Genomic DNA, 20,594 nt, shown 5'->3' on the forward strand with positions numbered 1-20,594 from the left:
ATGCCTGCGGTCTCCGTCTCAGGTCTCACCGTCGCGCTCGAGGCGACCGGCGCGCCCATCATCGACGACGTCTCGCTGTCGCTGGAGGCGGGCGAGGTGCTCGGCATCGTCGGCGAATCCGGCTCGGGCAAGAGCACGCTGTCGCTGGCGATGCTCGGGTACGCCAGACCCGGCGGGCGCATCACCGGCGGATCGGTCGAGATCGAGGGCACCGACATCCTGCAACTCGACGCCGACGGCCTCCGCCGAGCCCGCCGCGGCCTGGTCAGCTACGTCGCCCAGGACCCGGCGACCGCGCTGAACCCCTCGATGCGCCTGTCCACCCAGCTCCTGGAGGCCCTCGACGGGCCTCGTGATCAGGCGATCGCGCGCGTGCGCGAGGTGCTCTCCGCCGTCGGTCTGCCGAACGACGACGCCTTCATCAAGCGCCGTGCCCGCGAACTGTCGGGAGGGCAGCAGCAGCGCATCGCGATCGCGATGGCGGTCGTCGCGCAGCCTCGGCTGATCGTGCTCGACGAGCCGACCACCGGTCTCGACGTCTCGACGCAGATGCGGGTGCTCGAACTCGTGAAGCGACTCTGCGCCGAGTACCGGATCGCGGCGATCTACGTCACCCACGATCTCGCCGTCGTCGCGGAGGTGGCCGACGCGACCATGGTCATGAAAGACGGGCACGTGGTCGAGACGGGGCCAGCGCACGAGGTGCTGCTCCGACCGCAGCATCCGTACTCGAAGGCCCTGATCGCCGCGACGCCCTCGACCAAGATCCGAACCCCCTGGGAGGGCGACGCCCCCGCCGCAGAGCCCTCGCCCTCGCCTGCCGCCGCACCGCTGCTGCGGGTCGAATCGCTGACCGCGTCGTACGGCCACCTCGAGGTGCTCCACGACGTGGACCTCACCGTCTCGCCGGGCGAGTGCGTGGCGATCGTGGGGGAGTCGGGCTCGGGCAAGAGCACGCTGTCGCGATGCCTGATCGGCCTGCACGACGACTGGCACGGCACCGTCGCCCTCGACGGGCGGCCCCTCGCGAAGTCGGCCGCCGACCGCGGCACTGCCGAGCGGCGGGCCATGCAGTACATCTTCCAGAACCCGTACGGTTCGCTGAACCCCAGACAGGACGTCGGCGCCATCCTCTCGACGCCCCTGGCGCTGTTCGAGGGCGTCACCGGCGCCGAGGCGCGGCGTCGCGTCGTCGACGCACTCGAACGCGTCGAGATGCCGGCGCGGATGGCGGCGAGGTACCCGTCGGAACTGTCGGGCGGTCAGCGCCAGCGCGTCGCCATCGCGCGTGCGCTGCTCGCGTCGCCCGAACTGCTCATCTGCGACGAGGTCACCTCGGCGCTGGACGTGCTCGTGCAGTCGGCCGTCATCGATCTGCTGCGCGGCCTGCTGCGAGACGGCCTCGGCATGATCTTCGTCACCCACAACCTCGCCGTCGTCCGCAACATCGCCGACCGGGTGGTGGTGGTGAATCGGGGCACCGTCGTCGAGCACGGCGGCGTCGACGAGGTGCTGGACCGTCCGCAGGACGCCTACACGCGGGGCCTGCTCGCGAACACGCTCGACCTGCCGGCGGCGTAGCCGATCAGCGCTCGCCGCGCTCGCCGCGCTCATCCGGCCCGAGCCCGACCACGCGCAGCAGTTGGTCGTGGGGAAGCCCGTACCGGGTCGCGCCGTCGATGCCGACCATGGTGTCCGCAGCGAGCATGGCGTTGACGATGGCCTCCTCGGTCGCCTCGATCGCGGCGTAGAACAGCGGGTCGATCCGGTCGTTGCCGAGCGCGACGGGTGTGTACGTGAGCGGGCTCCCGGGGCCGCCGAATCCGGCGGGGATCTCGCCGCTGCCGGTCGAGAAGCAGAGCGTCAGGTCGCCGCTGCCGTTCTCGCCCGCGCCGCCGAGTCGGCCGATGCCGAGCGTCGACCGCTGCGCGAGCCGCGCGCACTGGTGGGGCAGCAGCGGCGCGTCGGTCGCGACGATCACGATGATCGAACCGCTGCCCTCGGGAAGCGACGAGCTGAACCGCGCGTCGGGCGCCTCGTGCCCGCTGCCGTCGTCGCCGGGCAGCCGGATGGCGCGACCCACGGGTCGGCCCTCGATCATGAGCCGGTCGCGGCGGCCGTGGTTCGCCTGCACGAGCACTCCCACGGTGTAGCCGCCGTCGGCCGGGGCGACGACGCGCGACGCGGTGCCGATGCCGCCCTTGAATCCGTGCGCGATCATCCCGGTGCCGCCGCCGACGCTGCCCTCGGCGACGTGACCGCCGTGCGCCTGCTCGATCGCCTGGAACACGTGCTCGGCGCGGACGTGGAAGCCGTTCAGGTCGTTGAGCGCGCCGTCCCAGGTCTCGGCGACCACCGGCAACGACCAGTACTCCTCGCCGGGCGGGCGCGTCGTGCCCTCGTGGGCGACGAGGGCATCGCGCACGACGCCGACGCTGTGCGTGTTGGTGAGCCCGATGTAGCTGGTGAGCTGGCCCGACTCGCGGATCCATTCGAGCCCCGTCATCTCGCCGTTGCCGTTCAGCCGGTGCGGCGCCGCGTAGAGGGGGTGGTGCCAAGGCGCCTCGCGCGGGATGACCACGGTCACGCCGGTGCGCACCGGGCCCTCGCCGCGCACCAGCGGCCCGTCGCCCGAGATGAGCGTCGTGTGACCGACGCGGACGCCGTCGACGTCGGTGATCGCGTTCCGCGGCCCGTTCGGCAGATCGCCCATCCTGAGCCCGAGGTCGCGGGCCTTGCGACCCGAACGCGTGCCCGCGAAGCCGTCGGCGAGCTCGGCCGCGCTCATGCGCCGACCGCCTCGGCGGCGTCGGCGACGAGCCTCGTGTCGGCGATCTGCTCGAACCCGGTGATCGCGCCGTCGGCGAGTCGCCAGACGTGCACCGCGCGAGCGTCGAGCGCGCGCCCGGTTCGGCGATGGATGCCCCGGTAGCGGCCGAGCGCGACGACCGTGTCGCCGCTCTCGAGCAGTTCGTCGGCGTGCATGCCGAAGCCGTCCCAATCCGTGGCGATCGCGGCGAAGACCGAGGCGCCGATCTCGTCCGCGCCGGTGTAGCGGCCCGCGGTGGGGAAGCCCTCGGCCTCGATCCATCGGATCTCGGGTGCGAAGTCGGCCGTCATCCCGGCCAGGTCGCCGTGCGCCGCGGCGTCGTAGTGGGCTGCGATGATCTCTCGGTTCGTCCTCACGGCCGGTCTCTCCCTCGGGGTCGGGCGTCGTCCACCCAGTCTCGGCCAGGACCGGGCGCCTCCGCCGAACTGTGCCGACGGGCGCAACAGGTCTTCCCGCAGCGTCAATCGAGGGGGAGGGCCGGCCGGATAACGTCGGGCTCGGGTCCCGACGGGGCCCGGAGCATCCGACCGGAAGGGGCCGCGAGGCGCATGACGATCACCACGACGACCGGAGCGCGCATCCGGCCCGCCCTCGCGGCGATGAACGACCGCAGCCGCGCCCTCGATCCGCAGTTGCCGGACCGGGCGTTCGACGACGACGACCCGATCCTCGCCGCGCTCGACGGCGACGCCGTGCGCGCGGTCGGCCGCGTCTCGGTCGCACACCTGGCCCAGGACCAGCCGGCCGCGATCTGGGGCGCCCTGCATCGCGCGGAGCTCGAACTCGGCTGGTCGGGCGATGCCGGTGCCATGGGGGAGCTGCTCGACGCCTGGCTCGCGGAGGCGGCCGAACGGATGCGACGGGCCGGCGCCGACGCCACGACCGACTGGGAGACCTCGTGCTCGCTCCGCGTGCCGGCACGCGACTCTGCCGCGGTGAAGCCCTTGCTGGCACGCGGCTTCGCCGTCGTCGGGGTCGAGGGCATCCGGGTCGGCTCCCGCGGCGCGGACGGCGAGGCGGCGCAGCGGCGACTGTCGGCGGCGGGTGTGCGGCTCCGCCCGGCCCGACTCGACGACCTCGCGCTGCTGACCGAGCTCGATACCGAGCTCTTCGCGCACGACGCCCAGCACGGGAGCATCACGAGAAGGCCGCAGGCGGGTGCGAGCCTGCGCGCGGGCATCGAGGCGCGACTGCACCGCGACCCGGAGTGGACCTGGATCGTCGAATGCGGCGACGATCAGGTCGGGTACGTGAGCCTCGAGACCGACCGGGCGGAGCATCTCGGGCGCGTGGCGCCGGGGGCGGACATCGCCTTCCTCCAGGCGATGTACCTGCGGCCGGAGGTGCGCGGCAGCCGCATCGGCGAAGCGGTGGTGGAGTTCGCCCACGCCCGGCTCGAGGAGCGCGGGTACGACCGCGTGCTCCTCGACTACGCCGCCCTGAACCCGCGGTCGGGTCCCTTCTGGTGCCGCATGGGCTACCGCCCGCTGTGGAACCTCTGGCAGCGCCGGCCCGCCGGCTGAGCCCGCGCATCTCCATTCGACGCAGGGCCCTTGACCCCGTGAGCAGGGTCGTCGCCGAGCCGTTGTCGGCGATCGGGCGCCTCCGTAGCGTCGAGTCAGGCGACCGCAGAGGCGGTCGCGTTGAGGAGGAGAGTATGGCGAGCGAGTACGACCGCCTGTTCGTGCGGGACATGCCCGTGATCGCGAACGGCGAGATGAGCAACGAGGGCGAAGCGGCCGGCATGGTCGAGCCCGAGAACCTCGGCGAGCCGTTCTGGCTGATGCACCCCGACTCGGTGCCCGAGAGCCGGATCAACATGACCCACGTCTGGGTCAAGGAGACCGACGAGCCCGCCGAGTGGGTCAAACCGCATGTGCACGACTACGACGAGATCCTGATCTGGACGGGATCGAACCCCGACGACCCGCATGACCTCGGCGCCGAGATCTACATGGAGATCGACGGGGAGCGGCAGATCATCACGACGTCGGGCTCGGTCTACATCCCCGCCGGAACCGTGCACTGCCCGCTCGGCTGGAACCGGGTCGACCGCCCCTTCCGCTTCAGCGCGCTGTCGCTCGCGCCGAACTACTCGAGTCGCCGGTGACCGCTCGGCGGGCCCGCTGCCGCGCGGCGGGCCCGCCGACCGCTCGGGCGAGCGGCGACGACGCGGCCGAACGACGACGACGGCCCCGGTTCCATCGGAACCGGGGCCGTCGCGGTGCGTCCGCTCAGCGGGTCGTGAACACCTTGCTGACGATGCGCCAGGCGCCCTCGATCCGTGCCAGCCCGAAATGGTTGCGGAAGTCGGCGCCGAGATACGACCGCTCATCGAGCACGGCGGTCGCGACCTCGCCGGTGACCGAGATGCTGTGGATCTCGGACGCGTACGCGGGGTCGGGTGCCGGGGCCGTGGCGACCACCTGCTCGGCGAACGCCGCCGCCGACTGGGTCACGAACTCGGGGCCGAGGTAGCCCCACATCACCGCGTCGTCGCTGAAGGCGCGCATGACCAGCGCCGGATCGTTGGTCGAGACGCCCTGCACGTAGCGCTCGACCGCCGCGCGGACCTCGTCCTCCACTGTCGCCACCGCGGTCACGACGCCGACTCGGCGTGCGCCTGCGGGATCAGGTCCGCGTTCTCGTCCGAGTCGTACACCGGGCTGAGCGACAGCGCGCTGAAGTTGAACGGCCTGGTGACCTGCACGAAGCCGAGCGGGCAGTGCCGGGTGCCGGCGGGGATGTAGACCGAGCCCGAAGCGGTGACGGAGTGACGCACGCCCTCGATGTCGAAGTACAGCTCGGCGCCGAGATCGCGCGGGTTCTCGGGGTCGGTGCCCGTCCAGATCAGGATCTCGTCGTAGTCGTGCTCGTGCTCGTTGACCCAGTGCTGGGGCGAATCGGTCTCGAAGATCCAGGTGTGGCTCATGTGGATCCTGCTCTGCGGCACCTCGTTCGCCCGCATGAGGCCGAGCGGCTCGCCGGTGTTCGTCGGCGTGGGCAGTCCGGCCGCATCGCCCTCGTTCGTGAAGTCCTCGCCGATGTTCGGCATGTGCGTCACGAACAGGCCCGCGTGGGTGTTCGACATGGTTCCCTCCAGTGCACGATCGCTGGGGCCGTGAGGCCGTCGACGCCGGCGTGTCGGCGCGACGGGATCAGCGTACGAATCCGCGCGGCCGGCCGCCGTGCACCCAGGTCGGCGATGCTGGGACTTTCGCCGGGTCGCCCGTTGCGGGGTCAACGCTGCGCGCGGACCTCGCGGGGCGTCGCGCCGTACTGCGCCCGGAAGACCCGGCTGAAGTGCGCCGCGTCGATGAAGCCCCAGCGTGCCGCGATGGCCGAGACCGGGCGGTCGTCGTACACGGCGTTCACGAGGTCCTGCCGGCAATGCTCGAGCCGTCGTGTGCGCACGTACCCCGAGACGGTCGTCCCCTGGCTGCGGAAGAGCCCGTGCAGGTGCCGGGTCGAGATGTGGTGGGCGTGCGCGATCTCGCCCGGAGTGAGGTCGGGGGAGCCGAGGTGCTGCTCGATGTAGTCGCGGATCTTGCGCAGCAGGACCTGGTGCGGATCCTGCTCGAGCCGTTCCTCGCCGAGCGCCATGGTGAGCAGGACCTCGAGCAGGCCGACGGAGGTACGGGCGAGTCCGTATCGCACCTCGGGGAAGGCGGAGTGCAGCGCCTGCGGCACGTGGAGCAGGAACTGCGACGCCAGCGCGCTCGTGCGGCCCTCGTCGTGCAGGCGGGTCGCGGTGAGTTCCCCGACCAGCTCGGGCGGCAGGCCGATCATGTCCTTCGGAAGCATGACCACGAAGTTCTTCGAATCGTCGTCGAAGCTCAGCGAGAACGGGCGGGCCGTGTCGTAGATCGTGATGTCGCCCTCGCGCATCACCAGCTCGCGTCCGTCCTGGACGAGGATTCCCGACCCCGCGAGCATGAAGCCGACCATGTAGCAGTCGCCGCCCTCGGAGATGAGCTTCGGCGTCCGCTCGACGCGGTGCGCCGTGGCCGAGAGCTCGGTGAAGCCGAGGCGGTCGATCTCGGCCGTGCGAACCTGGCCTCGGAAGGATCGGCGCTCGTCGCTGCGGATCGCGAGCGGGACGAACGCGGACGAGGCGACGGCCGAGAACGCGCTGAAATCCAGCAGCGGTGCCTGGTGCGATCCGGTCGGAACGGGTGGAGTCATCGTCATCGGGGTCCCCTTCGGGTGGCAGCGCTCCACGGCGGTGTCGGAGCGTCCCACTCGATCGTAAGCGGACGGCGACACCGACGAACGGCGACCGTGTTGCGTTCCGGTAACGCCGAACCGGGTCGCGCCGCCGGAGCCGGCCTGTCGCGACCCGGCGGTGACGGCGGGGTCCGTCAGCGCTGTCCGCGTTCGTGCTCGGGCAGGTAGTGCCCGTCGCCGCTCAGCGCGATCGCCAGGAATCGGAACGGCCGGTCCACTCGGGTGAACCCCAGTGGGCAGTGCTTGGTGCCGGCCGGGATGTACACCGATCCGGACGTCGTCACCGTGTGCCGCACGCCCTCGATCTCGAAGACGACCTCCGCGCCGAGGTCGTGGGGGCGGTCGGGGTCGGAACCGGTCCACACCAGCACCTCGTCGTACTCGTGCTCGTGCTCGTCGACCCAGTGCTGCGGTTCATCGGTCGGATGCACCCAGCTCATCGTGATGTACGTCTTCGCCTCGGGCACGTCGTCGGCCCGCACGATCGCCCACGGCTGGCTCAGGTTCGGCGGCAGCGCCGTGCCCGCCGCCTCGCCCTCGTTGACCATGTCGTCGGCGCACACGCGCAGTTCTCGCGTGAAGAGGCGCTCGTACGGCGGTGCGACGGAGGCTGCGGAGCGAACCGCGTCGTGGTCACCCGACGAGTATCCGGCGCTCAGCGAGAGCGCGCTGAAGTTGAACGGGCGCCGCACGTTCGTGAAGCCGAGCGGGCAGTGCCTGGTGCCGGCGGGCAGGTAGACCGAACCCGACGTGGTCACCGAGTGCCGGACCCCCTCGATCTCGAAGAAGAGCTCCGCCCCGAGGTCGTCCGGATGCTCGGGGTCGGCGCCCGTCCAGATGAGCACCTCGTCGTAGTCGTGCCGGTGTTCGTCGACCCAGTGCTGCGGATGCTCGACCGGGTGGATCCAGGTGTGGCTCAGATGGATCCTGCTCTGCGGCACGTCGGCCGGGCGCATCAGGCCGAGCGGGTCGTCGACGTTCGCCGGGTTCGGCAGCCCGGCCGGCTCGCCTTCGTAGACGAAGTCGGCCGCGCAGCTGCGCATGGTGCGGACGAAGAGAGGGTCGTAGGGGCTCGCGGACATGGCGCACGCTTTCTCGAGGTCGGATGCGCACCGTGCGTGCGCTGCCCCGAGCCTAGGAATCCGGCCCGCGCCGAGACGAGTCACAATCGACGGGTTCGCTGGCACTTTTCCGGCGCAGACCCGCGGCCCGCAGGGCAGTGCCCGACTCAGCCCTTGGGCTTCCCGCATCCGCAGGACGGGTCGCCGCATCGGCAGGACTCGCCGGCGCAGCATCCGCAGCCGCCGCTCGCGCAGCAGCCCGCGCCGCCGCCCGCGTGCCCGGCGACATGCCCGCCCGCCGGCCCCGCGCCCTCGCCCGCCGGCCCCGCGCCCTCGCCCGCCGGCCCCGCGCCCTCGCCCGGCGCGCAGTGGTCGGCTGCGCCGTCGGGCAGGTCCATGGCGGGGTTCCGGTCGAGGAACCCGTGCGGTTTGAACCAGAAGCCCGAGTAGTCGACGGGCATGATCGGCCAGTCCTCGGTGCGGGGGATGTGCGTGGGGCCGAACACATGCCAGAGCACCAGGTCTTCGCCGTCGATCGAGCGATCGGCTCTGGTCCACTCGGGCAGGCCCGCACCCGGTGCGTGGGCGTTCGGGAAGAAGCCGGCCGGGTAGAGCTCGTCGGGGGCGTACCGCGTGCCCCACAGGTGCTTCGTCGCGAACGCCGCCCGGCCGTGCACGCTCGAGCCCGGCTGCGCGGCGAGCAGCGCCTTGCCCTCGGGCAGCAGCCGGTACGCGGTCGGTTTGCCGACGTGGTTCGTGCGGTGCGCCGAGCGCACCTCCCAGACGCGCGAGGTGAGGCCGTTCGCGATGCGCTGCGCCTGCTGCTCGGTCGCGAGCTTCGTGTCGGTCCAGGTGAACGCGTTGCCGTACGGGTTGTCGGGCCCCGTCGGGATGCCCTGGATCTCGATCTCGTGCAGCGTGTTGTCCTCGCCGTCGATCGCGGCGTCGATGCGGGCGCAGAACAGGTGCTGGTGCACGGGCGTGAAGATGCCGGGGGCGATCTCGGGCGCGTGCGGGTTCTCGGTGCCGGGGGTCCCGGCGCCCGCGAACACGATGCCGGTCGCCTTCGCCTCGACCTGGATCGAGCCATCCAGGTAGAAGTACCAGAAGAAGCCGTAGTCGTAGTTGCCGATCGTCGCGAAGTAGCTGACCACCAGGCGACGGCTGCGCCGCACCTCCGACCGGCCCTCGAGGTCGGTGTGCTTCCAGAGGATGCCGGAGTCCTCCTCGTGCATGCAGATGGCCTGCGGGAGCTTCACGGGGTTGCCCCGGTCGTCGGGCACGAACGCGTCGAAGTAGTGGATGACGCCGAGGCAGTCGCAGCCGAGCGAGAGCGAGTTCGCGTTCTTGCCGAGCAGGTACTCGCCGGCGTCGAAGTAGCTGATCCAGTACCGGCTCACCGAGGTGTCGCCGTAGGGCACCACCATCTCGGGCACGCTGGCGCGGTGCGCGACCGACCGGTGCTCGTCGCCGTCGCGCCAGGTGATCTGGTTCAGCACCAGCCCCTCCTGCTGGGTGAACCCGACCCGGAACCGCCAGTTCTCCCACTGCACCAGCGAGCCGTCGACCGAGAAGCTCGGGCCATCGGGCTGGGTGATCTCGATCGGCTTCAGGCTGGTGCGGGCCGGGCCCTGCACGTCGAGCGTGTAGTTGCCGTGCGCTTCGGGCACGGGGACGTCGCCTTCGTCGTCGATGCGGATGACCCGGCGCTCGGTCAGGTCGACGTGCACGACGAGACCCTCGACGGGATGCGCCCACGGGCTGTCGCCCTCGTGGAACCGCAGATAGGTGTGCGAGCGCACGATGCGCCGCCCGACCTCGTCGTCGCGGCCGAAGAAGCCGGGCGCGAGCGGCGAGCAGAACGCGAGGTCCAGATGCTCGGCGAGGCCGCGCCGCGTCATCGCCGCCTGCCACTCGGGCGAGGCCTTCACGATCGCGGCCGCGTCGTCGTACTCCTCGAAGAGGTACTGCGGCTGCCCGTACGGCGCCTCGCCGTTCGGCAGCACCCGCAGCTCGTCGACCTCGCCGCGGCCGACCGCGACGATCGCCTCGCTCGCGACCCCGGTCGCCCGGTCGAGCAGGGTGACCCGGATGCGCCGGTCGAGTGCGTCGCCGGGCCGCCACGCCGCGAGCGACTCCTTCGACGGGTCGACCGGCAGCATGCGCGGCACCCGCGTCGACTCGGTGACCTGGCCGGCCTCGTCGAGGATGCGGCGGGCGGCGGCGATCTCGTCGGCGGTCAGCGGGTCGAGCGGGTGCGTCGCGGTCCCGGGGGTCGTGACGCGGGCGCCGTGGGTGTGGGTCGGGTCGGGGCGGTGCATGATGCCTTATCCGTTGATGATCTGGGGGACGGCGACCGACTTCAGCCCTTCGGCGCCGAACTCGAGCCCGAAGCCCGACTGCTTGACCCCGCCGAAGGGGATCATCGGGTGCACGCCGCCGTGCGAGTTGATCCAGACCGTGCCGGCCTCGAGGCGCGCGGCGATCTCGCGGGCCTTGGCGCGGTCGGCCGACCACACCGAGGCGCCGAGGCCGACGTCGACGGCGTTCGCCATGCGGATCGCCTCCTCGACGTCGGAGTACCGGATGATCGGCAGCGCCGGCCCGAACTGCTCCTCCTGCACGAGCGGGTTCGCGTCGTCGATGTCGGCCACGAGCGTGGTCGGGTAGAAGTGGCCGGATGCCTCGGAGTCGGGCTGCCCGCCGAGCAGCACCCGCGCGCCCGACGACTTCGCGGCTTCGACGAGGCGGTTCACGACCTCCCACTGCATGCGGTTCTGCAGCGGCCCGAGCACGTTCTGCTCGTCGAGGCCCCGGCCCATCGGCATCTTCGACGCGACCTCGGCGAGCGCCTCGCACACCGCGTCGTAGACGTCGTCGTGCACGTAGAGGCGCTTCATGGCGGCGCAGGTCTGGCCGGTGTTGATGAAGGCGCCCCAGAACAGCCCTTCGGCGATCGCGGCGGGGTCGACGTCGGGCAGCACGATGCCGGCGTCGTTGCCGCCGAGCTCGAGCGTGAGGCGTGCGAGGTTGTCGGCCGAGCTCGCCATGATCTTCTTGCCCGTCGCGGTCGATCCCGTGAACATGATCTTGCCGAACGCCGGGTTCTTCACCAGTTCGGCGCCGAGCGAGCCGTCGCCGGCGACGACCTCGAGCACGCCCTCGGGCAGGGCCTCGTTCATGACGGCGGCGAGCGCCAGGCCCGAGAGGGTCGTGTACTCGGAGGGCTTGGCGACGACCGTGTTGCCCATCCGCAGCGACGGGGCGATCTGCCAGATCGCGATCATCATGGGCCAGTTCCACGGGGTGATGACGCCGACGGTGCCGATGGGGCGGTAGTGCAGCTCGGCGTAGTTCTCGCCGTCGTCGACGACGACCTCGACGGGCAGCGGGGTGGCGGCCGTCGCGCGCAGCCACGACACGCAGGCGCCGACCTCGAAGCGCGCGTTGGGCCCGTTCAGCGGCTTGCCCTGCTCGCGCGAGAGCAGTTCGGCGAGCGCGTCGCTCGACGCCTCGATGGCGTCGGCGACCCGGCCGAGCACGGCGACGCGTTCGTCGTCGGTGAGCGCCGCCCACTCGGGCTGCGCGGCACGCGCGCGCTCGACGGCGCGGTCGAGTTCGGCGGTGCCGTCCACGCGTACCGAGCCGATGCGCTCGCCGGTGGCGGGGTCGAGCACCTCGCGGGTCTCACCCGACGTCGTGGTGACGGCTGCGAGCAGGCTCTCGTACGTGTGCATGTCTCCTCCTGGGGTCGTGCGCCCAGTCTCCGCGGGCGCGACGGGGGTCGTCTTGTCTGCGTCGGCACGGACGTTGACCGTTCGTGCGGGCCTTCGGCTCGTGCGGCGGGTCGGTCGGTGCGGCGCGCGTTCGTCGCTCAGTGCCGGGCGCGCACGTCGCTCGGGGAGCGGCCGAACTCGGCGCGGAAGACGCGGCTGAAGTGCGCGCCGTCGGCGAAACCCCAGTCGGCGGCGATGCTCGAGATCGACCGTCCGGCGAACGCGGGATCGGCCAGGCGCACCCGGCACTCCTCGAGCCGCCGGCGACGCACCCACGTCGACACGGTCGTGCCGTTCTCGTGGAAGAGCGCGTGCAGGTGGCGGGGGGAGATGTAGTGCGCGGCGGCGATCGACACGGGGTCGAGGCCGCCCGTGCGCAGCCGGTCGTCGATGAACCGGGTGATCTCGGCGAACAGCCGTTGCCGGGGGTTCACCTCGACGCGCCCGGCGGCGAGCTCGTTCGAGAGCATGGTGACGACGAGGTCGACGGCGTTGCGGCCGATGCGCTCGCCCGAGATCCCCGACACGAGGTCGAAGCGGTCGGCGAGGTTCGCGAGGAACGCGCCGACGAGCCCGCCCATGCCGCCGGCCGTGCCCAGCGGAGTGGCGGTGAGTTCGGCGACGGCCTGCTGCGGCAGGTCGACGAGCCGGGAGGGGAACATCACGACGAGCGTGCGGGAGTCGCCGTCGAAGGCGAGCGAGTACGGTCGGTCGGTCTCGTAGATCGCGATCGAGCCGGGCTGCAGCAGGGTCTCGCGACCGCCTTGCACGAGCAGGCCGGTGCCGGCGAGCTGGAGGCCGAGCTTGTAGTAGCGGCGGGGGTCGGCGGCGATGAGCTGCGGGGTGCGTTCGACGGCGTGCTCGGTCGCCGAGACGATCGAGAAGTGCACCGCGTCGGCCTCGGCGTGGCGGATGGATCCCGAGAACGGGTCGGGCCGGTCGCTCGTGACCTTGAGCGGCACGAACGATTCGCTCACGGCGGTGCGGAACGCGGGGAAGTCGAGCGGTTCGAGCGAGGCCGGAGCGCTCGGGCTCGTGCTCGGGCTCGTCGGCGTCGGATGCATCGTCGGAACCTCCCTGCGTCGGTGCACGGTTGCCGACCACCGTAGGACTATCCAGATGGATAGTCAACGCGGCTCGGACGATCGGTCGCGCTCAGTCGGTCGTCGACGACCGCGACGAGCGCGCCGCCCGCTCGGCCACCAGCTCGCGGATGCGACGCAGCACGCGTGCGCTCCCCGGCCCCGAACCCAGCACGAGATCGCGGAAGACGAGCCCGTCGAGCGCGAACCACACCGTCTCGATGAACGCATCGTCGTCGATGCCGAGCGCGGCGAGCTGATCGGCCGTCGCCCGCCGATACGTCTCGTAGTACCGCTCGACGTGCGGGCGGAGCTCGGGCCGGCGCCGCGACTCGAGCAGGAGCTCGTACTGGAACGCCTGCATGTCGGTGCTGCGCTCGGCGAGCGATTCGATGCCCGACGCGAACCCGTCGGCGGCGACGGTCGCCGCCCGCCCCGAGGCATCCGTCATGCTCGTCTCCCGGAGGCTCTCGGCGACCGCGTACTCGAGCGCCTCCGCGATGAGCTGATCGCGCGAGCCGAAATGGTGGCGCACGAGGCCGTGCGACACGCCCGCCTCGGCCGCGACCGCGCGGTAGGTGAGGGCGCGCAGCCCCGACCGCGCGACGACCGTGATCGTCGCCTCGAGCAGGGACCTGCGCCCGGCGGGCGTCGTGGAACTCACACGAGCACCCTACGAGGCGATCGCGCACCGTGCCCGGAACGACAACGGTCGTGCTCGAACCGTCAAGACCCCGTCGCCCGCAGCAACGAGCATTCGAGTCGACCCCCTCCACCCCTGACACAGGAGTCCGAATGAGTGCGACCACCGTCTCGGAGACCCCGGGGACCGACACGCGGCAGCGTCGCCGCCTCGGCGTCCCGGCCGTCACCGTCCTCATCATCGCCGCCTCCGCACCGCTCACCGTCATCGCGGGCGGCGCCACCACCGCATACTCGGTGACCGGCTCGATCGCCGTGCCGATCGGCTACATCGTGCTCGCGGTCGTGCTGGCGATCTTCTCGATCGGGTACGCGGCGATGAGCCGGTTCATCACGAACGCCGGCGCATTCGCCGCCTACGCGGCGCAGGGGCTCGGCCGTCCCGTCGGCGTGGGCGTCTCGCTCATCGCGCTCGTCGCGTACAGCTGCATGCAGATCGGCATCTGGGGCATGTTCGGGTTCCAGGTCTCGACGCTGCTTGCCGAGAAGTTCGGCATCGACCTGCCGTGGTGGGTCGGGGTCATCGTGTTCGTCGTCGTGGTCGGGATCCTCGGGGTGAACCGCGTCGACCTGTCGGCGAAGGTGCTCGGGGTCATCGTCGCCCTCGAGTTCATCGCCGTCACGGTGTTCGACGTCGTCGCGTTCGCCAACCCCGTCGAGGGCTTCACCGCCGACCCCATCTCGCCCGCCTCCCTGCTGCTGCCGGGCATCGGCGCCGTGCTCGTGTTCGGCATCGCCGCGTTCATGGGCTTCGAATCGGCCGCCATCTACGGCGAGGAGGCGAAGGACCCGAAGCGCACCGTCGCGCGCGCCACGTTCGCGGCCGTCGTCATCATCGGCGTGTTCTACGCCCTCTCGTCGTGGGCGCTCGCGCTCGCGATCGGCACCGACAAGATCTCGTCGGGAGGCATCACCGTCGAAGAGGCCGGACCGCCGCTGTTCTTCGGCTTCGTCGCCGAACGGCTCGGCCTGGTGATGGTCGACTTCATGTCGCTGCTGTTCATCACGAGCCTGTTCGCCGCGCTGGTCAGCTTCCACAACGCGGTCGCCCGGTACCTGTTCTCGCTCGGCCGCGACGGCGTGCTGCCCTCGGGACTCGCGAGCGTGCGCGAGCGCAGCGGCGCGCCCTGGGCGGGCTCCATCGCCCAGAGCATCAGCGCCGTCGTCGTGATCGTCGCCTTCGCGATCGCGGGCACCGGGTCGGAGCTCGGCCCGCTGTTCCCCGTCGTCACCCTGTTCTCGTGGCTCACGAACACCGGCGCCCTCGGCCTGGTGCTGCTCATGGCCGTTGTCTCGCTCGCGGTGATCGGGTTCTTCCGGCGCGATGCGCGCGACGTCGGCGTCGGCTCGCGGCTCATCGCGCCGATCATCGCGTTCCTCGCGCTCGCGACCGTGCTCGTGCTCATCGTCGCGAACTTCAACGTGCTGCTCGACCAGGCCGAGTCGAACGCGCTGACCTTCGTGCTGCCGGGCCTCATCGTCGCAGCCGGCATCGCCGGTGCGGTGTGGGCGCTCGTCCTGCGCGTGCGGCGGCCCGAGGTGTACGCCCGCATCGGGCGCGGCGCCGAGCAGGCGTCGGCCGAGCACCTCGGCTGAACGGGGCATCCGGGCCGTGTCGACCGCCGTCGCCCTCCTGGGCGCTGCCGTCACCGCCGCGGCCGTCGCGCTGACTCTTGCATCGGCGGCGTGCACCGTCGTGCCCGTGCGGCACGGCGGTGCGGTCGTGCGGCGCGAACGGCTCGCGGCCGTCGTGATGGTGGTGTCGGCGGTCGACATGGCGGTGCCCGCCGTGCAGCCCGTCGCGCCGGTCGTCTGGGGCGGTCTGCTCGCCGCGCTCGCCCTCGCCCTGCTGGTCGTGCCGCGGGCGCGACCCGGCACGCCGGAGCGGGCCGACCTCGCCCGGCACGCGGGCGCACTGCTCGCGATGGCGGGCATGTGGTTCGCGATGACGGCGGATGCCTCGGGGCCGGCCATCGGCGGCGGGCACGCGTCGCACGGGGGGTCGGGGCTGTTCGGTCTGCCGTTCACGGCTGTCGTGGTCGTGGCGGCGCTCGCCCTCGCGGTCGCCGCGCCGACCCCGGCGGCCGCGACGATGGCGCATCCGCCGGGGCGGGTGCGCACACCGCACACAGCCCGGTGGGCCGCCTGGCGGCACCCGCTCATGGCCGTGGGCATGGCGCTCATGGCGGTCGCGATGCCGCTCGGGTGAGCCGGCGCCGTCGCGGCTGGCAGGATGGGCGCGTGAAGACGATCCAATTGCGCAGGTACCAGCTCGTCGACGGGACGTACGACGCGTTCGTCGCGTGGTGGCAGGAGTGGATGCCCCGGGTGCGCGCCGAAGCCGGCTTCGGCATCGAGTTCGCGTACGGGCTGCCCGAGACGAACGAATTCGTGTGGGCGGTCAGCGTCGACGGCGACCGGGCGGAGTTCGAGGCGCGCGAGGCGGCGTACCTCCCGTCGGCGGCCCGGGCGGCGGCCTTCGAGGGTCAGCCGCAGCGGGTCGCATCGTCGGTCATCCGCATCGTCGAGGACGTCACGGCGTCGTAGTCGCGTCGCGGCGAGTGTCGTCGTCGCTTCGCACCAGCCCGCGCGCGTCCATGCCCGCGGCCGCTTGCGCGAGTCCGCGATGGCCGCGCGACGTGAACGCGACCACGATGCTCGCGACCGCGAGCCCGAACGCGGTGAGGCCGAACGGTGCGGGCAGTTGCGCCAGCACGAGGTAGCCGCCGATGCCGGCGCCGAACCGCACCAGCCGCCACCACAGCACGGGTCGGCGCGACTCGACCGCCTCGATGAGCGTCGCGTGCTCGCCGAGCGTCGCGCCCGTGGCCAGCACCGACCAGAGCTGGGCGACGATCGGCACGATCGCCGACCAGGTCGAGACGGTGTCGCCGACCTCGACGAGCCGGTCGCGGCCGGCGAGCGCGAGCACCGCCGCGTTCACGAGCACGGCGGCTGCGCCGGCGAGCAGCCAGCTCGACAACCAGTCGGCGAGCATCGCGAGCAACCGTCGGCCTGCCGAGACGGGGCCCGACGCGGCGGGCGCGGCCTCCGGGCGACGACGCGCCTGCACGCGCCGCACGACCGGGACGGCCAGCAGCGAGCCGATGATCGCGCCGGCCGTGTTGGTCACCAGGTCGCCGGTGTCGAACACGCGGTACGCGCACGAGAAGACGCCCCACAGCCCGGTCAGCTGGGTCAGCTCGATCGCGAGCGAGACCGCGGCGCCCGCGATCGTCGCGACGACGACGCCGCGACCGAACAGCAGCCGGGCGAACACCCCGAGCGGTGCGAACAGCAGCACGTTCAGCGCCGCCTGCTGCAGCGCGGGATTGCGCAGCAGCGATTCGCCGGCGGCCTGCCGACGCAGGATGTCGACGACATCCTCGAACGGGTTCAGCACCGCGCCGACGCAGGTGTACGAACCGGGCTCGGGGAACGGCAGGAGCGTGTACGCCCACAGCCCGATGGCGTAGAACAGCAGCGCGATCCAGCCGGCGAACCGCGCCGCCGAGAATCCGCCTCGCCGACGGTAGCTGAGCGCGACGAGGGGCACGAACACGACGAGCAGCACCAGGGCCCCGAACAGGATGGCGATGAGGCCGGGCATCAGTCGGTCCATCGGTCGAGTGTACGAACCGGATGCTTCGCCATCGCGTCGAGCTCGGCGCGTGTCGACCGCCGCGGTGTCCAGCGGTTCTCCAGTGGCGGGCTGCATAGGATCGAGGCATCCCTTCGGAACCGAGTTGTGGTCGACGCTGCCCACCCGGCGGCTCGGCCGAGAGGAAACGCCACGTGAGCCACGAGTTCGACGCCCGACGCCAGGCCTGGATCGCCCGAGAGGAGCTCGCCGAGCGGATGATCCCGCTCATCGGCGGCCTCTACCGCGACCACGGGGTGGTGACCTCGATCCACGGGCGCCGGCTCATCAACCGGTCGCCGGTCGACCTGCTGAAGGCGCACCGGTTCGCCCGGCAGGCCGGCGACGTCGAGCTCGACCCGGCGGACACGATCCTGGTGCTCGAGGCGCTGCGCCAGCTCTCGCCCGGCCCGGCGTCGATCGACGTCGCGCGCCTGGTCGCGCGGTTCCGCGCCGCCGAGGCGGTGGGGGAGGCATCCGACCTGGTCGCGTTCCTGCGCAGCGAGCTCGCGAGCGTCCTGGTGGATGCTCCGGGCGCGGATGCCCTGGGCGCGGATGCCTCGGGCGAACCGGATGCCTCGGGTGCGCCGCAGGCCGCGACCGGCACCGATGTCGTGCTGTACGGGTTCGGACGCATCGGGCGGCTGCTGGCCCGCATCCTGATCGCGCACGCCGGCGGCGGCCAGGGGCTCAACCTGCGTGCGATCGTGGTGCGCAAGGGCAGCGAGAACGACCTGCAGAAGCGCGCGAGCCTGCTGCGCCGCGACTCGGTGCACGGCCCGTTCCAGGGCACGATCGAGGTCGACGAGCAGCGCGACACGATCCTCGCCAACGGCACGCTCATCCAGGTGATCTACTCCGACGACCCCGCGACCGTCGACTACACCGCGTACGGCATCCGCGACGCGATCGTCGTCGACAACACGGGCCGCTGGCGCGACGAGGCCGGCCTCGCGCAGCACCTGCGGTCGACCGGGGTCGCGCGCGTGCTGCTCACCGCACCCGGCAAGGGCGCGATCAAGAACATCGTGCACGGCATCAACCACGCTTCGATCGAGCCGGGCGACCGCATCCTGTCGGCGGCGTCGTGCACGACGAACGCGATCACGCCCGTGCTCGCCGCGATCGACGAGGCGTACGGCGTCGAGCGCGGCCACGTCGAGACGGTGCACTCGTTCACCAACGACCAGAACCTCATCGACAACTTCCACTCGGGCGACCGTCGCGGCCGCTCAGCGGTGCTCAACATGGTCATCACCGAGACGGGCGCCGCGAAGGCGGTGTCGAAGGCGCTGCCGCAGCTCGAGGGCAAGCTGACCGGGTCGGCGATCCGGGTGCCGACGCCCGACGTCTCGCTCGCGATCCTGAACCTCCGGCTCGGCCGGCCGGCCTCGAAGGCCGAGCTGAACGCCTACCTGCGCCGCGTGTCGCTCACCTCGCCGCTTCGCCAGCAGGTCGACTACATCGAGTCGCCCGAGGTCGTGTCGACCGACTTCGTCGGCTCGAACCGCGCCGGCATCGTCGACGGCCTCGCCACCATCGCCGACGGCCGCGATGTCGTGCTGTACGTCTGGTACGACAACGAGTACGGCTACTCGTGCCAGGTCGTGCGCGTCATCGAGGCGATGGCGGGCACGCACCCCGTGGTGCTGCCCGAGCGCGAGCCGGTACGCGTCGAGCGCGCGGCGGCGCCCGTCGGCTGAGGGCGCCTCGCCCGCGCCGGCGCCTCGCCCGCGCCGGCGCGCTGCCCCCACCTCCCTTCGCCGCTGCGCCACTTCGGGCCGGCCTGCGCCAGTTGGGCTGGCGCAGAGGGCGCCGAAGTGGCGCAACGAGGGGGTGTGGGTGGGCCTGGCTGGCGGGATGCGAGCACCCGACGGGCGAGCGCGCGGGCTCGCCCGTCGGGTCGCGCGGTCAGCGCACCCGGATCGCCTCCTTCAGCACTCGCCCTTCGGCGGCGGCGGGGGCGTCGTAGCCGAGCAGCGCCGCGATGGTCGGTGCGACGTCGATGTGACGGGGGGCGACCGGCTTCGCGTTCGGACGCACGCCGGCACCGGCGAGGATCAGCGGCACCTCCATCTCGGTGGTCGAGCCGTGGCGCCCCGAGACCCCGTCGGACGGTGTCGACCAAGACCAACCGGGAGCCGGCTCGATGAGCAGCTCACCGTGCTTCGGGCTCATGTGCATCGCCTGCTGCGCTTCCTTGTCGTAAACGGCATGGATGTAGGGGAGACCTTCGACCGCGGCAGTGATGCGCGCGGCCGCATCAGGGTCGTTCTCGGCATCTCCGATGAGGTGCACGTCGGCCACTCCGCCCAGTGTGAGCACCACGTCGGTGTCGGCGGCGGGCGACTGGTTCGCCGACAGGATCTCGGCCTGGTAGCCGGCGTCGGCGATCGCCGCGAGCACCTCTGCCCCGAATCCGTTCGTGAACGTGGTCATCCCGTGGTCGCCGGTGATCACGAACGTGGTCCGGCCGTAGATCCCGGCGTCCTTCGCCGCCTGCACGAGCCGGCCGATCTGCTCGTCGATCATCTGCAGCGCGCCGGGAATGCGGGGATCCTCGGCGCCGCCGTCGTGCCCGATCGCGTCGAGCGTGTCGCAGTAGACCGCCGTCAGGTCGGGGATCTTCGGTACCGTGACCTCCACGCCCTGGCTCAGCACCGGCTTGCCGGTCAGCACCGCGACGCCGTCGTCGACGCGCCGCTCGCAGGTGCCGCCGGGCTGCGTATACAGAGCTTCCGGATCGCCGTAGCTCGTCCCGTGGTCCTGCACGATGAACCACTGCGCAGACGCCACCGTGCCGCCCTGATCGCGAATCGCCTCCGCGATGGTGGGAACCGCGATGTCCCGGCTCGAGCCGCGCGCGACACCGGCTTCCTCGTCATACCAGAACGCGGTGTTGAGGTGGTGCTCGGGCCACGCTCCTGTGGCGATCGAGGCCCACGAGGGGTTGGTGATCGAGGTCATCACACCCGTCGAGGTCGTGAGGCTGCCGCGCTTCAGCAGATGCGCGAGGTTCGGCATCGGTGCGCGATCCAGGTAGTCGATGTCGAAGCCGTCGAGCGCGAGGAGCACGACGTGGTCGGCGGATGCGTGGGGGTGGTGCCGCCCAGGGCCACCGGCGCCCGAACGGTCATCGGTGGCGCTCGCGGCGGTGGCGCTGAAGCATCCGAATGCGAGTGCACCGGCTGCGACGAGCGCGGCGATGGATCTGGATCTGTTCGAACTGCGCAACGTTTCTCCTTCTTCGGGAAGACGATGGACCTTCGGAACTCC

General features: G+C 71.7%; 19 protein-coding genes. 7 read left to right on the forward strand and 12 right to left on the reverse strand.

Going from position 1 to position 20,594, the window contains the following annotated elements:
- Positions 1-1,581 carry an ABC transporter ATP-binding protein gene (locus tag MTO99_RS00930; RefSeq protein ID WP_243556168.1) on the forward strand — a complete coding sequence of 527 codons (1,581 nt, stop codon included), beginning with the start codon at positions 1-3 and terminating at the stop codon, positions 1,579-1,581.
- A gap of 4 nt (positions 1,582-1,585) precedes the next feature.
- On the opposite strand, the gene MTO99_RS00935 is transcribed toward MTO99_RS00930, so the two are convergent.
- Positions 1,586-2,788 carry a DmpA family aminopeptidase gene (locus tag MTO99_RS00935; RefSeq protein WP_243556170.1) on the reverse strand — a complete coding sequence of 401 codons (1,203 nt, stop codon included), beginning with the start codon at positions 2,786-2,788 and terminating at the stop codon, positions 1,586-1,588.
- Positions 2,785-3,186 carry a nuclear transport factor 2 family protein gene (locus MTO99_RS00940; protein ID WP_243556172.1) on the reverse strand — a complete coding sequence of 134 codons (402 nt, stop codon included), beginning with the start codon at positions 3,184-3,186 and terminating at the stop codon, positions 2,785-2,787. The genes MTO99_RS00935 and MTO99_RS00940 overlap by 4 nt, the downstream gene beginning before the upstream one ends.
- Before the next feature lie 192 nt (positions 3,187-3,378).
- On the opposite strand from MTO99_RS00940, the gene MTO99_RS00945 reads away from it, so the two are divergent.
- The gene (locus MTO99_RS00945; RefSeq protein WP_243556173.1) at positions 3,379-4,353 is read left to right on the forward strand and encodes a GNAT family N-acetyltransferase; all 975 of its coding nucleotides are present in this window, start codon (positions 3,379-3,381) and stop codon (positions 4,351-4,353) included.
- 134 nt (positions 4,354-4,487) lie between these two features.
- Entirely contained in the window at positions 4,488-4,940 is a 453-nt protein-coding gene (locus tag MTO99_RS00950) for a cupin domain-containing protein (protein WP_243556175.1), read from the forward strand.
- Between the two features lie 124 nt (positions 4,941-5,064).
- On the opposite strand, the gene MTO99_RS00955 is transcribed toward MTO99_RS00950, so the two are convergent.
- From MTO99_RS00955 to MTO99_RS00990, 8 genes are all read right to left on the reverse strand, one after another.
- Positions 5,065-5,433 carry a nuclear transport factor 2 family protein gene (locus tag MTO99_RS00955; RefSeq protein ID WP_243556177.1) on the reverse strand — a complete coding sequence of 123 codons (369 nt, stop codon included), beginning with the start codon at positions 5,431-5,433 and terminating at the stop codon, positions 5,065-5,067.
- Complete coding sequence (locus MTO99_RS00960; protein WP_243556179.1) at positions 5,430-5,921, reverse strand: cupin domain-containing protein; 492 nt, start codon at positions 5,919-5,921, stop codon at positions 5,430-5,432. The genes MTO99_RS00955 and MTO99_RS00960 overlap by 4 nt, the downstream gene beginning before the upstream one ends.
- Before the next feature lie 149 nt (positions 5,922-6,070).
- Complete coding sequence (locus tag MTO99_RS00965; RefSeq protein ID WP_243556181.1) at positions 6,071-7,021, reverse strand: AraC-like ligand-binding domain-containing protein; 951 nt, start codon at positions 7,019-7,021, stop codon at positions 6,071-6,073.
- 170 nt (positions 7,022-7,191) lie between these two features.
- Positions 7,192-8,139, reverse strand: coding sequence for a hypothetical protein (locus MTO99_RS00970; RefSeq protein WP_243556183.1), 948 nt, complete (start codon positions 8,137-8,139; stop codon positions 7,192-7,194).
- 146 nt (positions 8,140-8,285) lie between these two features.
- A complete protein-coding gene (locus tag MTO99_RS00975; protein WP_243556185.1) occupies positions 8,286-10,439 on the reverse strand; it encodes a primary-amine oxidase in 2,154 nt (717 codons plus the stop codon).
- A 6-nt stretch (positions 10,440-10,445) separates the two neighbouring features.
- Positions 10,446-11,855 carry an aldehyde dehydrogenase family protein gene (locus MTO99_RS00980; protein WP_243556187.1) on the reverse strand — a complete coding sequence of 470 codons (1,410 nt, stop codon included), beginning with the start codon at positions 11,853-11,855 and terminating at the stop codon, positions 10,446-10,448.
- Between the two features lie 137 nt (positions 11,856-11,992).
- A complete protein-coding gene (locus MTO99_RS00985) occupies positions 11,993-12,958 on the reverse strand; it encodes an AraC-like ligand-binding domain-containing protein (protein WP_243556189.1) in 966 nt (321 codons plus the stop codon).
- A gap of 91 nt (positions 12,959-13,049) precedes the next feature.
- Positions 13,050-13,640 (reverse strand): TetR/AcrR family transcriptional regulator, encoded by a 591-nt coding sequence (locus MTO99_RS00990; RefSeq protein WP_243556191.1) that lies wholly within the window; start codon positions 13,638-13,640, stop codon positions 13,050-13,052.
- A 131-nt stretch (positions 13,641-13,771) separates the two neighbouring features.
- Here MTO99_RS00990 and MTO99_RS00995 point away from each other — a divergent pair, with 131 nt between their 5' ends.
- From MTO99_RS00995 to MTO99_RS01005, 3 genes are read left to right on the forward strand one after another with little or no spacing between them, the layout of a single operon-like run.
- Entirely contained in the window at positions 13,772-15,274 is a 1,503-nt protein-coding gene (locus tag MTO99_RS00995) for an APC family permease (RefSeq protein ID WP_243556193.1), read from the forward strand.
- A gap of 16 nt (positions 15,275-15,290) precedes the next feature.
- The gene (locus MTO99_RS01000) at positions 15,291-15,887 is read left to right on the forward strand and encodes a hypothetical protein (protein WP_243556195.1); all 597 of its coding nucleotides are present in this window, start codon (positions 15,291-15,293) and stop codon (positions 15,885-15,887) included.
- Between the two features lie 32 nt (positions 15,888-15,919).
- On the forward strand, positions 15,920-16,225 hold the full coding sequence (locus MTO99_RS01005; protein ID WP_149159659.1) for a hypothetical protein: 306 nt from the start codon (positions 15,920-15,922) through the stop codon (positions 16,223-16,225).
- Here the strand turns inward: MTO99_RS01005 and MTO99_RS01010 are convergent.
- Positions 16,212-17,300, reverse strand: a complete 1,089-nt coding sequence (locus MTO99_RS01010) for a VanZ family protein (protein WP_243556197.1) — start codon at positions 17,298-17,300, stop codon at positions 16,212-16,214. The two genes, MTO99_RS01005 and MTO99_RS01010, sit on opposite strands and share 14 nt — an antisense overlap.
- A gap of 173 nt (positions 17,301-17,473) precedes the next feature.
- On the opposite strand from MTO99_RS01010, the gene MTO99_RS01015 reads away from it, so the two are divergent.
- Positions 17,474-19,021 carry a glyceraldehyde-3-phosphate dehydrogenase gene (locus MTO99_RS01015; RefSeq protein ID WP_256461025.1) on the forward strand — a complete coding sequence of 516 codons (1,548 nt, stop codon included), beginning with the start codon at positions 17,474-17,476 and terminating at the stop codon, positions 19,019-19,021.
- A 208-nt stretch (positions 19,022-19,229) separates the two neighbouring features.
- Here MTO99_RS01015 and MTO99_RS01020 read toward each other — a convergent pair whose 3' ends face one another.
- Complete coding sequence (locus tag MTO99_RS01020) at positions 19,230-20,552, reverse strand: alkaline phosphatase family protein (RefSeq protein ID WP_243556199.1); 1,323 nt, start codon at positions 20,550-20,552, stop codon at positions 19,230-19,232.
- Positions 20,553-20,594 lie beyond the last annotated feature (42 nt).

This window comes from Agromyces larvae (genome assembly GCF_022811705.1).
Taxonomy (GTDB): Bacteria; Actinomycetota; Actinomycetes; order Actinomycetales; family Microbacteriaceae; genus Agromyces; species Agromyces larvae.